We start from the raw sequence: 14,671 nt of genomic DNA, 5'->3' as shown, positions 1-14,671 counted from the left end.
GCTATTTTAATATTAAATCCGGTTGTTGATTAATTATCAATTAACCGGATTTTTTGTGGAAGTAACTTTATTAATCACATTTCCAGTTAATTAAATAATCAGGAAAAATTAATTAATAAAAAATATTTCATTTAATTTTCATCTAACAAAATATTATCTTTAAGCCACCGTTATAAATCGTATAAAAATTACAGTAATAAAGCTTATGGATGAAACCTTTACAAAAACGTTAAATGCTAATGCTAACCAAGCTGAGATGAACGATAATGTACATTTAAACCTGGACGCCGACGAGTTGATTTTTTATAATTCAATTCGTGCCGATTTGGACCTTTTAGCTAAAAAGCCCAAAGTGCAAACCATACACCAGATATTGGACTATTCGAAGAGCCTGCGTTAAGCATTGCATCCCCTCACTGGTTCATAGATCATAAATTGTTGATTACGGTACCCGATGTGAATCGACCCTGCCAGAATCCGATAAATGATTTATGAACCTTTCTATTTCTATGTGGTTCATAGTTGATGGTTCATGGATCATAGTTTGAAAATACATTGAATTTGGATAACTGGATATCAAACGTAACTTTGCTTTTGGCCATGATCTATGAACTATCAACCATGAACTAAAGAATGCTGAAAGCCGACCGCTACAAACACTTTGTTGAATATTTTTCGAAAAATCAGCCTAACCCTGTTACCGAACTGCATTATGAAAATCCGTTCCAGTTATTGGTGGCGGTCATCCTGTCGGCACAATGCACCGATAAACGCATTAACCAGGTAACCCCGGCGCTGTTTGAACGTTTCCCTACGCCTGAAGCGTTGGCGGCATCAACATCCGATGAGGTTTTTACTTATATACGTAGTGTAAGTTATCCTAATAATAAGGCAAAGCACCTGGTGGGCATGGCCAAAATACTGGTAAATGTATTTAACAGCGAGGTGCCATCGGGTATAGATAACCTGCAGAAAATGCCGGGCGTTGGCCGTAAAACTGCCAATGTTATTGCATCTGTAGTATTTGAAGAGCCGGCAATGGCAGTAGATACGCACGTTTTTAGAGTAGCCAACCGTATAGGTTTAACCAATAATGCAACTACGCCGCTGGCTGTTGAAAAGCAATTAATACAACACATTCCTAAAGAGCATATAGCCGTAGCCCACCACTGGCTTATATTACATGGCAGGTACATTTGCGTGGCCCGCAGCCCCAAATGCGATATTTGCCCGCTCACCTGGTTTTGCAGGTATTACGAGCGAAACAATACCGAAACCGCTTTATTGAAAGCCGAGGCCGCCAAGATTAAAAAAGCCAAGGAAGCAAAAAAGAAAAAGGCTCTGAACTCGATAAGCAAGGAACTGAAGAAAAGAAGTGTGGAGAAAGGTTAATTGGTGAGTGGTTGATTAAGTTGATTGAGTGAGTAGTTAGTTTGTATATTTGATGCTATTCGGGCAGCTAAAACTTAATCAACCTAATCCAACCTAATCAACCACTCACCAAACAAAAATATTTACTAAAAAAATTAGTATTTTTAAATAATACATTTATATTTGCTAAAGATAATTTGAAGATGGCTAACACAGATAAAAATAACTCAGACAAATTAAAGGCATTACAGCTTACGCTGGATAAGCTTGAAAAATCATACGGAAAAGGCACCATCATGAAGTTGGGCGATTCTGTTATTGAGGCTACGGAGGTAATATCAACCGGCTCATTGGGGCTCGACATCGCCCTGGGCGTTGGCGGCTTGCCTAAAGGCAGGGTCATTGAAATATACGGGCCGGAATCATCCGGTAAAACAACTTTGGCTATCCACGCCATTGCCGAATCGCAAAAGAAAGGCGGCATTGCTGCATTTATTGATGCAGAGCACGCGTTTGATCGTTTCTATGCTAAAAAACTGGGGGTGGATGTGGAAAACCTGTTGATCTCTCAACCGGATAACGGTGAGCAGGCTTTAGAAATTGCCGATAACCTGATCCGTTCAGGAGCGATAGATATCCTGGTTATTGACTCTGTTGCCGCGTTGGTGCCAAAGGCTGAGATTGAAGGCGAAATGGGCGACTCAAAAATGGGTTTGCATGCACGTTTAATGTCGCAGGCCTTGCGTAAATTAACCGGTACCATTAGCAAAACAGGATGTTGCTGTATTTTTATCAACCAGCTGCGCGATAAAATCGGCGTAATGTTTGGTAATCCCGAAACTACCACCGGCGGTAATGCTTTGAAGTTTTATGCGTCGGTACGTTTGGATGTACGCCGTATATCACAAATTAAGGATACCGACGAGGTTTCCGGTAACCGCGTTAAGGTGAAGATTGTTAAAAACAAAGTTGCACCGCCGTTCCGCATTGCCGAGTTTGATATCATGTTTGGCGAAGGTATTTCTAAAGCCGGCGAAATCATCGACCTGGGTGTTGAATACAACATCATCAAAAAAGCAGGCTCGTGGTTCAGCTACGGCGATACCCGCTTAGGCCAGGGCCGCGATGCGGTTAAACAATTAATATTGGATAACCCCGAGCTGATGGAAGAACTGGAAACTAAAATTAAAGAAACCGTTACCGGCGAACATTTAGCCGAAGTATAACACGATTTTAGGATTTAGCGTGATTGACAGGATTTCTTGAAACCCTGTTCGATTTTAAAAGCTTATAGATATTTGAAAGCCTCTCAATTTGGGAGGCTTTTTGCATTTGTTAGCTTGGTGTAAGTTTAGTTCCCGGAGGGGTAAGTTGGGGTGTTGAGGAGGTGTTGAAAGATACCGGAACGGGTGCGAAGAGGATTTGTAAGGTGATAAAATAAAGACCTCGCTAAGCTGGTTAAATGTGCGAACACGGAACCGTTAATTCCAATAAAAATAAAAAAATCAATAATTCAGTAATTCAATAAATCATTAATTGTAAACCTTCATCCCTGCGTAATAAATCACTAATGCGTTAAATCGCTAATTCAATAATTATTACATTAGCTTTTGATGAATAAACTGGTCTTATTGCTGTTTTTGGGATTGATGATCCAGCTTTCGGCTTGCTCTTCAAAATCTGCAGATTCGCATAAAACGGTTTTTAACATTAACCTGGAGGAGGGCCTCACCTCGCTTGATCCTGCTTTTTGCCGCAATCGTTATACCATCTGGATGGATAACCAGGTTTTTAATGGGTTGGTGCAGGTTAACGACAGTTTAAAAGTTACGCCCTGTATTGCAAAAAACTGGGAGGTTTCTGCTGATGGGCTGCTGTATACATTTCACCTGCGCAATGATGTTTATTTTCACGATGATCCGCATTTTAAAAATGGCATAGGCCGGAGGGCTGTGGCATCTGATTTTGTTTACAGCTTTAGCAGGTTAATAGACCCTAAAGTTGCCTCATCGGGTTCCTGGATTTTTAGTGATAAAGTAAAGGGTTGCAATGCCTTTACGGCCCCCAATGATAGTACTTTCCTGATTAGGCTGAAACAACCTTTCGCGCCTTTTTTGAGCATGCTTACCGCGCAATATTGCTCGGTTGTTCCCAGGGAGGTTGTTGAGTTTTATGGCAAAGATTTCAGGAGTCATCCTATAGGAACCGGCCCCTTTAGGTTTAAGTATTGGAAAGAGGGGGAGGTGCTGGTGCTGCTTAAAAACGATAAATACTGGGAAACCGATAAAAATGGCAGGCATCTGCCGTATCTGGATGCTGTAAGGTCTACATTTATTGCCGATAAGCAAACGTCGTTTTTAGAGTTTGTAAAAAAGAAGCTTGATTTTTTAAATGATATAGATGGCAGCTATCGCGATGATATCCTCACCAAATCGGGCGCGGTTACACAAAAATATAAGGGGAAGTTCATTTTAAATACGGCGCCTTACCTTAATACCATGTACCTCGGCATTTTGGTCGACAGTAATTTGGCCATCGTCAAAAAGTCGCCCCTGAAAATATTGAAAGTGAGGCAGGCGATAAACTACGCTATCGACCGCCAAAAGATGATTAAATACCTGCGTAATAGCATGGGAACTCCCGGTTATGCCGGCTTTATTCCCCATGGTATGCCAGGTTTTGATGGTAAATGTGTTAAAGGGTACTCTTACGATCCTGATAAAGCGCGGCGACTATTAGCCGAAGCCGGCTTTCCCGACGGTAAGGGATTACCCGAAATATCGTTGGCTACTACCGTAGGCTATCGCAGCCTGATTGAATATGTGCAAGGTCAACTGGATAGGATAGGCATTAAAACCAGCGTAGAAATAACCCAGGGAGCGAGCCTGCGCGAATTAGTATCTAAAAATGGCATCAACTTTTTTTACGGTCAATGGATTGCCGATTATCCCGATGGTGAAAATTATCTGTCGGTTTTCTATTCAAAAAATAAGATCCCGTTTGGCCCCAACTATACCGGCTTCAACAATAAAAAGTTTGATGCATTGTTTGAACAAACCTACCAGGTAAAAAACGATTCGGCTCGCTATGCCATTTACCAGCAAATGGATAACCTGGTAATGGAGCAGTCGCCGGTGGTGGTTTTGTATTATGATAAATTGGTAAATCTGTATCAAAATAATATATCGGGCTTTAGCTTAAATGGTCAGAATTTGTTGGTGTTGAAACGGGTGATGAAAACACCCTGATATCATTCAATGGAAAAGCCTCCGTTCTATTTATCCGCATACTTCAGCGCATCGGCATTAACTACAGCTGCCTGGGAATCTTTTACGGCAGCAGTACCTAAAATGACTATAGCATCAGCCCCGATTGTTTTTGAGTAAGCAGAAAGTTTTTTCATTACCGTTTCCTGGTGAATATAATTGGGGCAGGTTAAATGCCCAATTACTTTATATTCCCTCTTGACATCGTGGGCGGAATAATAAATATCGACGGAATTTGTGGGGCTAAGCTTGTCGCCAAAATAGGTGATGGGAGTATTGCAGGCAGATAAAATAAGGCAAAAGCCAGCGGAGAATAAAAGGAACCTTTTCATAAGTGCGTACTTAGATAACTGAGACTAAGATATCGCGGGACAGTTTACTGAATATTATGTAAAAGTGATATTACAATTAATAGTGCAAACAAAAAAGCCTCCCCAAAGGGAGGCTCATATAATTAACTTTCAGCGTTAACCTTTCGGCTTTCAGCCTTATTAAGATGCCATTTGTTTACGGATGATGTTTAACGCACCACCTGCTTTAAACCACTCAATTTGTTGAGCGTTGTAGGTATGGTTAACCGGGAACGATTCAACTGAACCATCTTTGTGGTTTAATACAACAGTTAACTGTTTGCCGGGGGCAAATTCTGTTAAGCCGGTAATGTCAATAGTGTCGTCCTCCTGGATTTTGTCGTAATCGTTGTTATCAGCAAAGGTGATACCCAACATACCTTGTTTTTTAAGGTTGGTTTCGTGAATACGGGCAAATGATTTTACCAATATGGCACGTACACCAAGGTGACGTGGCTCCATGGCAGCGTGCTCACGTGATGAACCTTCACCATAGTTTTCGTCGCCTACTACTATTGATCCAATGCCATTTGCTTTATAAGCACGTTGAGTAGCAGGAACCGGGCCGTACTCGCCGGTCAATTCGTTTTTAACGCTATCGGCAGTGTTGTTAAAGTAATTGATGGCACCAATCAACATATTGTTTGATATGTTATCCAGGTGGCCACGGAATTTTAACCATGGACCAGCCATCGAAATATGGTCGGTTGTACATTTGCCTTTTGCTTTAATCAGCAATTTAAGGCCTTTAATGTCTACACCTTCCCATGCGGCAAACGGCTCCAATAACTGTAAGCGTGCCGATTTTGGATCAACCAATACCTGTACCTGGCTACCATCTTCGGCAGGGGCCTGGTAGCCGGCATCTTCAACAGCGTAACCCTTAACCGGCATTTCTATACCCATTGGCTCATCAAGTTTAACTTGTTCGCCATTAATGTTGGTTAAAGTATCGGTAAGTGGGTTAAAAGTTAAATCGCCTGCAATAGCCAAAGCTGTTACAATTTCTGGTGAAGCTACAAACGCATGTGTGTTTGGGTTACCATCCTGGCGTTTAGCAAAGTTGCGGTTAAACGAGGTGATGATTGAGTTTTTACGTGTAGGATCGTCGGTATGACGGGCCCACTGACCAATACATGGTCCGCAAGCGTTTGCCAATACCACGCCGCCCATTTGTGCAAAGGTATCCAGGTAGCCATCACGGTCAACCGTATAACGCACAAGCTCCGATCCGGGGGTGATGGTAAATTCAGCCTTGGTAGTAAGGCGTTTATCTACAGCCTGTTTTGCGATAGATGCAGAACGGGTGATATCTTCGTAAGATGAGTTGGTACATGAGCCAATTAAGCCAACTTCTAATTTTGCAGGCCAGTTGTTTTCTTTAACAGCGGTAGCAAATTTAGATATAGGCCATGCCAGATCCGGTGTGAACGGACCGTTAATGTGCGGTTCCAGTTCGCTCAGGTTAATCTCGATAACCTGGTCAAAATATTGCTCAGGGTTGGCGTAAACTTCCTGGTCGCCGGTTAAGTGTTCAGCAACAGCATCGGCCAATTCGGCTATGTCGGCACGTTTGGTACCTTTAAGGTAAGCGGCAATTTTATCGTCATAACCAAACACCGAAGTGGTTGCGCCAATTTCGGCACCCATGTTACAGATAGTTCCTTTACCTGTAGCAGAAAGTGAGCGTGCGCCTTCGCCAAAATATTCAACAATAGCACCGGTACCACCTTTTACAGTAAGGATACCTGCTACTTTCAAAATAACGTCTTTAGCTGATGTCCATCCGGATAATTTACCGGTTAATTTAACACCAATCAACTTAGGGAATTTAAGCTCCCATGGTAAACCTGCCATAACGTCGCAGGCATCGGCGCCACCAACGCCAATAGCTATCATACCTAAACCACCCGCATTTGGCGTGTGCGAATCTGTACCAATCATCATACCGCCCGGGAATGCATAGTTTTCTAACACTACCTGGTGAATGATGCCGGCGCCGGCCTTCCAGAAACCAATACCATATTTATCAGATACTGAAGCCAGGAAATCATAAACCTCGCGGTTAATGTCAATGGCAGTATTTAAATCGGCAACGGCGCCAACTTTTGCTTGTATCAGGTGATCGCAATGTACGGTAGATGGAACAGCAACCTGCGGACGGCCAGCCTGCATAAACTGCAATAAAGCCATTTGCGCTGTTGCATCCTGCATAGCCACGCGGTCGGGTGCAAAATCAACGTAATCCACACCGCGGCCAAACGCTGTCTTAGCGTCGCCTTCTGAAAGGTGGGCGTATAAAATTTTCTCGGTTAAAGTAAGATGTTTACCAGTCGCTTTACGGGCAGCATCCACGCGGGTGCTGTAGCGGTCGTAAACTTTTTTGATCATATCTAAATCAAAAGCCATTTGTATTTGATTTTTAGGTGAAAAGTAAAAGAAATTGACACTAAAATTGATTGTCAGAAACTTAGTGCGGCGAATTTACAAAATATAACATCTAATTAATAATCAAGGTTTCGTCAATTCTTATTTGGATAGGTTCTAAATAGGTTAGGGTGTTGATTGGGTTGGAATAAGTTGATTGGGTTGGATTGAGTTGATTAGGTTAGAATAAGTTGATTCAGTTGGATTGGGTTGATCGGGTTGGAATAGGTTGATTAGGTTGGACTGTTTAATTTAATTTAATGAAATTTATAACTTAATTAACTCAATCCAACCCAATCAACCACTCACTCAACCTAACTCGTCATTTTTTTTCTTTTTGATAAAGGAGATGTAGCCGTTTAATAGTTTAAGGCATTGATCGTAGTCATTTTGAAACGATTTAAATACCGCGTCATCAACGTAGTTTTCATCTCTCGCAATAATCATGTGGTCAAGCGTTTCTGACAGTGAGCCGCGAGCGATGATGCAAAAACGGATATTATCCTGAAAATGAAAACGTCCATGGCCTTCGGCAATATTATTACCTATTGATCTCGAACAACGAATTATTTGATCCGTTAACCTGAATTTTTCCTCATTTGGAAAGCTTTTGACAATGTCAGAAATCGACATCCGTATTTTTCGGGCCTGCTTCCAAGTTTCCAGTTCGATAAATGATGCCATTTAATATTTTATTTTTTGTGAAGTACTTCCTCATAGTTAATTTTCAACCCAATCAACCCAATCAACCCAATCAACCCAATCAACCCAATCAACCCAATCAACCCAATCAACCCAATCAACCCAATCAACTCAATCAACCCAATCAACTCAATCCAACCCAAGCAACTCAAAACTATACCCCTCCTTACTCCAGGTCTCCATCGCCTTTGGCAAAACATACTTCAACCTGTCAAAGGCTTTCAAACTATCATGAAATACCACTATTGAGCCTGCTTCCGTATGTTTTATAACATTTTTAAGGCAGTCCTGCGGCTTTAGTTTGATGTCAAAATCGCCGCTCAGTACATCCCACATGATGATTTTGATGTCGGGTTTAACAGATTTTAAATCCTTTGCCTGTTGTTTTTTGATGCGGCCATATGGTGGCCGAAATAAATTAGTATGCAGTATTTTATCTGCTGAGAGAAAATTATCAACGTAGGTTCTGTTATCAGTTTTCCATCCTTTAAGGTGGTTGTAGGTGTGGTTGCCAATAGCATGCCCATCGTTAACAATTTGCTCAAAAATATCGGGATGTTTGCCTACATTGTCGCCAATGCAAAAGAACGTTGCTTTGGCATTGTACTGTTTTAAAATATTTAAAACAAATGGTGTAACAATAGGTATAGGTCCATCGTCAAAAGTGAGATAAATACAACGGTTAGTTTGGTTTACATTCCAGATAAGCTCGGGATAAAGCTTTTTTAGCAGCCAGGGAGTTTTAACCAGGTACATATTCAAAACAAAAGTTAATGTTAAATTTTCCGGTAGATAGAAAACAACACCGCAAGGTAGTAATCAGTTGCTTACCATTGTATAGAAAAACCTTATGAAACTAAAATTTATACCATCTTTTAAAGCTACTGTAATTTGCGCCATCATGTTTTCGTCGTTAAGTTTCCGGGCTAATGCGCAGGAGGTAATATCGTTGCAAAAGGCTGTTGATATGGCCCTGGAGCGTAACCTTACCATCAAACAATCGCAGTTTACCGAGGCGTTGGATGATGAAACTTTAAAACAGTCGAAATATAATCAGCTCCCAAACCTTACCGCAGGCCCGCAGGCATCATTTAACTTTGGCCGTAACATCGACCCATCTACCAACCAGTTCATCAACCAACGCATTTTTGCGTTAAATGGTACCATACAAACACAGGTAACCCTGTTTCAGGGTGGCCAGTTGCGCAATACTATCATTCAGAACCGTTTATTGCTTGATGCTGATAAGACTGCCACAGCAAAAGTAAGGAACGATCTTATTTTAAACGTGGTTACCACTTATTTACAGGTATTAACCAACCAGGATTTGGTAAAAGCGGCTCAACAGCAAATAGATGTATCTAAAATTACTTTAGATAGGGCTCAAAAAAACTTCGATGTTGGCAACCAAACGCTGGCAGATCTGTCGCAGGCTAAAGCAACTGTGTCAACAGCCGATTTGAATTATACCAATGCTCAAAATGCCTATGAAATTTCGTTGCTTACCTTAAAGCAATACATGGAAATGGCCCCGCAAACAAATATTGTTGTTGAGAAACCGGATATAAGTAAGCTGACAGACGTTCAAACATTATATAATGCCGAGGAAGTTTTAAAAAGCGCCGAATTGGTTAACCCGGATTTATTGCTGGCAGAGCAACGGGAAAAGGCTACCCAGCAGGGTATTAAAATAGCCCAGGGCAATTATTATCCAAGCGTGGTATTGTTTGGCCAGTTAGGTTCCAATTATTCAGACGCGCGTACTTTATTAGGAGGGATAACACCCACCGGCAGGATAGATACAGTTGGTTTTGTTAATGGTAACCGTAACCAGCCGGCCACAGTACCACAATATGCCGCTGTGTATAATAAATATCCGTTTTTTAAGCAGCTGAGCGATAACTTTAACCAATCGGTTGGGGTTAGTTTGCAGATACCCATTTTTAACCGTTTTAGCTCACGTACATCGGTACGCAAAGCAAAAATACAGTATGAAAACGCTAAGGTAACAACACAGTTGGCCCGTAATAACCTGAGCAAGATTATTTACCAGGCGGTATTGGATGTAAAAGCTGCCGAAAAATCATACCTGTCATATACGCAAACTTACCAGGCCAATAAAGAAGCCTTTAATATTATACAACAGCGTTATAATGTTGGTTTGGTAAACTCGCTTGACTATAATACATCGTTAACCAACCTCAATAAATCGCAGTTTGACATGATCAATGCGCAATATATGGTTGTGTTTAGGGCGAAAGTTATTGATTACTACCTGGGCAAACCAATATCATTGTAAATAAAAAAACTAAAACCGTAAATATCCAAACTCATAATCATGGGAAAAACTACTAAATATATTCTGATAGGACTTGGTTCGCTGATTGTTCTGTTGATCATTGCCAAGGTAACCGGCCTTATTGGTAAGCCGCCTTTAACCCAGGTTGCCACCGAAAAAGCTGATACACGCGTTATTAACGAAACCGTATCTGCCAGCGGCAAAATAAAACCGCATATCGAAGTTAAAATAAGCCCCGAAGTATCTGGCGAAGTGGTTGAATTGCCCATTAAAGAAGGCGACGTTGTTAAAAAAGGCCAGTTGCTTTGTAAAATCCGTCCGGACATTTTAAAGTCGGGTTACGATAGAGCCATCGCATCTTATAATACTCAAAAAGCCAGTGTGGGTAACTCTGGTCAATTGCTAAAACAAGCCCAGGCTACATTTGATAACCAGGCTGGTATATTTAAACGCAGCCAGGAGCTATATAAAAATAAGGTGCTTACCGTATCTGAATATGAAAATGCCAAAGCTGCTTATGAAGGCGCCAAAGCTTCCTTAGAAGCTGCCAAGCAAAACGTTATTGGCTCACAATATGGTTTGGCACAGTCATCTGCTTCGGTAAAAGAAGCGCAGGATAACCTGGCCAAAACAACCATTTATTCACCTGTTGATGGCGTGGTATCAAAACTATCTATTGAATTGGGCGAGCGTGTTTTAGGTACCCAGCAATTTGCCGGTACCGAGATCATGACCATATCTGACCTGAGCAAAATGGATGTTAACGTTGATGTGAACGAAAACGATATTAACCGCATTTCATTAGGCGATTCATCGAATATCGAGATTGACGCGTTTTTGGGTAAGAAATTTACAGGTGTTGTTTCTGAGATAGGAAGTTCGGCCAATGTGGTTGGTACCACTGCCGACCAGGTGACTAACTTTACTGTTAAAGTACGCATCAACGCAGATTCATACATGTCGTTATTAAAAAAATCTGCAGATAACCCGTCTCCTTTCCGTCCGGGATTAACAGCTACTGTTGACATTAACACCAACCAGGTAAAATCATTATCGGTACCTATTCAATCGGTAACCACCCGCGAGGAGAAAAAAGATCAGAACGGGCCGCCTAAAAAGGACGACGACAAGAGTAAACCATCAATTACACAGCCATCAAAAGAATACGTATTTGTGTTAACTGCAGGTAACAAGCTAAAACAAGTGCAGGTTACTACAGGCATCCAGAATGATACCTACATTCAAATATTAAGTGGCCTTAAAGGCGGCGAAGAAGTAGTGTCTGCCCCTTATGCAGCAATTACTAAAACACTTGCCGATGGGATGATTGTAGAAAAGGTTGACAAATCGAAACTGTTTAATGCCGATAATAACAACAAGGCGAACTAAGCTATAAAAGATAAAATCATTGGAGCCGCGATCTTTAATTGATCGCGGCTTTGTTGTTTTGCAGGATTTAGGATATCATCTTACTACGTGGTGTTACCTGTAACCGGTTTGAAAGCTATCCTTACTGTCATTCTGAGTAGTAAAATTTCGCGAAATTCTGAAGGGGGAATGACATCGTAAAAAGGGCTGTCATGGTGAGCTTGTCGAACCATAGTGGGCAAAGGTCTCTCCGCGCGACCCTTCGACCGGCTCAGGCTGACAGGCCCGTGCACCTCGAAAAGACAGCATGTCATGGGTAGGTACGAAGAATCTATTCTACACCATGCTTATTTCACTTATAAAGTTCCCGAACAGATTCGTGCCTCAGCATGATAGTTCTCTAAAGAAGATAATCACGCCATTACTACGAGGCACGATGACGATGGTTGAGTAACAACCCTACGCCAACCCCTGCAAACTCATTACAGCCTGATCTAAAAAATTAGGAATCAGGGTTTGTTGGGTGTGACTAATTTTATCCGGGTCGGCAAGGTGGCTCAGCATTTCCTTATATTTTACGTCGCCATGTTCGTTAATTACCTCGTCTTTTTTGTCTTCTTTTAAAAGCAGGTTTTTCATGCCATTGGCGTCGGCTTCGGGATGAAACTGGGTAGCAAATGAGTACTCGTCAAAACGAATGGCCATCATGGCGCGCGGCAGATCAATATGCGGACGCTCTTTTTCGATAGCCACCAGCTGCATATTCAATTCTTTAAACCGGTTTTCGTTCGGATTGATCACCTGCCAGCTTCTTGAATCAACTGCGTAAAATGGTTCGGCAAGGCCTTCAAATAGTGATTCGGTTAAACCGGCCCCGGTTTTATTTACCGGCAACACGCCAAACGATGGCGAACGGCGGGTGTTGATATCTCCCAGTTCGTACTTACGGCACATTAGCTGGAAAGAATGACAAACATAAAAAGAATGTTTTTTATCGATAGTGTTGGACAGATTGTGATCTTCGAGCTTGTCGGTCAGCCTGAAATATTTTTTTTCCCATTCTGTGCCCTCATGTAACGGGCTGCCCGGCCCTCCGCTTGATATGTAAATGTCAAAATCAAGGCCCGGCACTTCGCATCCCCTGCGAACATCAAAAATTTTATAAGTGATATTTAAATCGTGTTTTGCCTTATATCTGTTTAAAATATCCTGGAAACCGCGCATCCCCTCATTCGCTATCCCATCATACAAATCAAGTATAGCTACTTTTATTTCCGGTTTCGTTGTCATTCTGTCGTTATAGTCCCTTTAGTGTTTGCGATGTGATGTAATCAACCACATCCGCAAAGTTATTATTTTGCTGGTAAATGGCCAGCTGCCTGTCGGCCCCGGTACCCGTTTCCAGTATTTTATGTACATACTGCAGGTCATCACGTGAGCCAAGGTCGTCGACTACGTCGTCGACAAAATCAAGCAATTCCAAGACTAACGACCGGGTGTTTACCTCCATCTCTTTACCAAAATCAATCATTTTGCCATCGATGCCGTAACGGGCGGCCCGCCATTTATTTTCATTAATAAGCGCCCGCGAGTAGGTTATAAACTTCATGTTTTGCTGGCGGAGCTTGTATAGCTTAGCGCACAACGCCTGAAAAAGCGCTGCAAAAGCAATGGTTTCATCAACAAGCATAGGGCAATCGCAAATACGGAATTCGATGGTTTCGAAGAATGGGTGAACCCGGATATCCCACCAGATTTTTTTAGCGTTATCGATACAGTTGGTTTTTACCAGCAGCTTGATATAATTGTCATATTCTTCGATGCTGCTGAAATAATCGGGAATACCGGTACGCGGAAATTTATCAAAAACCTTGGTACGGAACGATTTAAACCCCGTGTTACGCCCTTCCCAAAAAGGCGAATTGGTTGATAAGGCATATACGTGTGGCAAAAAATAGCGTACCTGGTTGGCAATGTGGATAGCCATATCCCGCGATTGGATGCCCACATGCACGTGTAAACCAAAAATAAGGTTGGAACGGGCAGCTTCCTGCATCTCATCTACAATCTCGAAATAACGCGGATGATCTGTGATGAGCTGATGCTGCCAGTGCGAAAACGGGTGCGTTCCCGCTGCACCTATGCGCAGGCCAATATCGCCGGCAAGCATGGCCACAGTTGTGCGCAGTTTGCTTACCTCTTTGCGGGCTTCGGTGGTATTATGGCAAATATGCGTGCCTACCTCCACAACTGCCTGGTGCATTTCGGCCTTCACCTGGTCTTCGTGGATTTTTTGCGCGCTATCCACAATTTTTTGCTCGTGCGATTTTAGCTCCCTGGTTACAGGGTCAATCACCATAAATTCTTCTTCAACACCTAAGGTAAACTTGTTCATATTGGTTAAAGGGTTGGTTTGTAATATCGTCTTATCAACAGAAATTTTTGCTGATCGTTTTGGGTCATAAAAATGGTATCCTTATTTAGTTTATTAATCTTAAAAGGAGTTCCATCGCCTAAATGCAACGTGCTGTCGTTTTTATCAAGGGTCCAGGTATATTTAATCTCTCCCTCAACTCCTGTTATTTCAGCACTCGGTTTGTTATCAACAGCACTCATGAAAAACCGGGCCCGGCCGCCATTTTCAAGTTGAAAATGACCAAAATGTATACTTGTATCTTTACCGGTACCTTTTAACAACCAGATGCTATCTTTTTCACTCGTTATTAATACTTTTTCGATTTTACTACTTTGCCTGCAACTAAATAATACACAAAGTACAATTAGTAGGCATACATTTAAATTCGAATAAGCACCCTTTAATTTAAGCATATAATTTAGTTGTTGCCTTTGCCCGAGCTTTCGCCCACGGTGTATATCTTAATCACCGG

Annotated in this window: 13 protein-coding genes; 6 read left to right on the top strand and 7 right to left on the bottom strand. The window is 41.9% G+C overall.

Going from position 1 to position 14,671, the window contains the following annotated elements:
- The first annotated feature begins 256 nt into the window (after positions 1 to 256).
- The 4 genes from ACFGVS_RS16230 to ACFGVS_RS16215 all read left to right on the top strand — a co-directional run bounded on the left by ACFGVS_RS16230 (position 257) and on the right by ACFGVS_RS16215 (position 4,619).
- On the top strand, positions 257 to 400 hold the full coding sequence (locus ACFGVS_RS16230) for a hypothetical protein (protein ID WP_158642931.1): 144 nt from the start codon (positions 257 to 259) through the stop codon (positions 398 to 400).
- Positions 401 to 633: 233 nt separating this feature from the next.
- On the top strand, positions 634 to 1,392 hold the full coding sequence (gene nth / locus ACFGVS_RS16225) for an endonuclease III (RefSeq protein ID WP_439694733.1): 759 nt from the start codon (positions 634 to 636) through the stop codon (positions 1,390 to 1,392).
- A gap of 182 nt (positions 1,393 to 1,574) precedes the next feature.
- Positions 1,575 to 2,597, top strand: coding sequence for a recombinase RecA (gene recA / locus ACFGVS_RS16220; RefSeq protein ID WP_090642077.1), 1,023 nt, complete (start codon positions 1,575 to 1,577; stop codon positions 2,595 to 2,597).
- 387 nt (positions 2,598 to 2,984) lie between these two features.
- Positions 2,985 to 4,619, top strand: coding sequence for an ABC transporter substrate-binding protein (locus tag ACFGVS_RS16215; protein WP_439694732.1), 1,635 nt, complete (start codon positions 2,985 to 2,987; stop codon positions 4,617 to 4,619).
- 26 nt (positions 4,620 to 4,645) lie between these two features.
- Here ACFGVS_RS16215 and ACFGVS_RS16210 read toward each other — a convergent pair whose 3' ends face one another.
- From ACFGVS_RS16210 to ACFGVS_RS16195, 4 genes are all read right to left on the bottom strand, one after another.
- Complete coding sequence (locus tag ACFGVS_RS16210; RefSeq protein WP_439694731.1) at positions 4,646 to 4,969, bottom strand: hypothetical protein; 324 nt, start codon at positions 4,967 to 4,969, stop codon at positions 4,646 to 4,648.
- A 159-nt stretch (positions 4,970 to 5,128) separates the two neighbouring features.
- Complete coding sequence (locus ACFGVS_RS16205; RefSeq protein ID WP_439694730.1) at positions 5,129 to 7,396, bottom strand: aconitate hydratase; 2,268 nt, start codon at positions 7,394 to 7,396, stop codon at positions 5,129 to 5,131.
- A 327-nt stretch (positions 7,397 to 7,723) separates the two neighbouring features.
- The gene (locus ACFGVS_RS16200) at positions 7,724 to 8,098 is read right to left on the bottom strand and encodes a four helix bundle protein (RefSeq protein WP_439694729.1); all 375 of its coding nucleotides are present in this window, start codon (positions 8,096 to 8,098) and stop codon (positions 7,724 to 7,726) included.
- Positions 8,099 to 8,245: 147 nt separating this feature from the next.
- Positions 8,246 to 8,872 (bottom strand): polysaccharide deacetylase family protein, encoded by a 627-nt coding sequence (locus ACFGVS_RS16195; RefSeq protein ID WP_439694728.1) that lies wholly within the window; start codon positions 8,870 to 8,872, stop codon positions 8,246 to 8,248.
- Positions 8,873 to 8,966: 94 nt separating this feature from the next.
- Here ACFGVS_RS16195 and ACFGVS_RS16190 point away from each other — a divergent pair, with 94 nt between their 5' ends.
- Both ACFGVS_RS16190 and ACFGVS_RS16185 read left to right on the top strand, forming a co-directional pair.
- Positions 8,967 to 10,415, top strand: a complete 1,449-nt coding sequence (locus tag ACFGVS_RS16190; RefSeq protein ID WP_274211471.1) for a TolC family protein — start codon at positions 8,967 to 8,969, stop codon at positions 10,413 to 10,415.
- Positions 10,416 to 10,454: 39 nt separating this feature from the next.
- Positions 10,455 to 11,804: an efflux RND transporter periplasmic adaptor subunit gene (locus tag ACFGVS_RS16185; RefSeq protein WP_090642099.1), complete on the top strand. Its 1,350-nt coding sequence runs from the start codon at positions 10,455 to 10,457 to the stop codon at positions 11,802 to 11,804.
- Between the two features lie 438 nt (positions 11,805 to 12,242).
- Here ACFGVS_RS16185 and ACFGVS_RS16180 read toward each other — a convergent pair whose 3' ends face one another.
- The 3 genes from ACFGVS_RS16180 to ACFGVS_RS16170 are packed head-to-tail and all read right to left on the bottom strand — an operon-like array spanning position 12,243 to position 14,612.
- The gene (locus ACFGVS_RS16180) at positions 12,243 to 13,073 is read right to left on the bottom strand and encodes a type 1 glutamine amidotransferase (protein ID WP_439694727.1); all 831 of its coding nucleotides are present in this window, start codon (positions 13,071 to 13,073) and stop codon (positions 12,243 to 12,245) included.
- 7 nt (positions 13,074 to 13,080) lie between these two features.
- Positions 13,081 to 14,178, bottom strand: coding sequence for a carboxylate-amine ligase (locus ACFGVS_RS16175; protein ID WP_439694726.1), 1,098 nt, complete (start codon positions 14,176 to 14,178; stop codon positions 13,081 to 13,083).
- A 5-nt stretch (positions 14,179 to 14,183) separates the two neighbouring features.
- A complete protein-coding gene (locus ACFGVS_RS16170) occupies positions 14,184 to 14,612 on the bottom strand; it encodes a hypothetical protein (protein ID WP_439694725.1) in 429 nt (142 codons plus the stop codon).
- Positions 14,613 to 14,671 lie beyond the last annotated feature (59 nt).

Source organism: Mucilaginibacter sediminis (assembly GCF_051903035.1).
GTDB lineage: Bacteria > Bacteroidota > Bacteroidia > Sphingobacteriales > Sphingobacteriaceae > Mucilaginibacter.
This window is presented reverse-complemented; position numbering and strand designations above follow the sequence as displayed.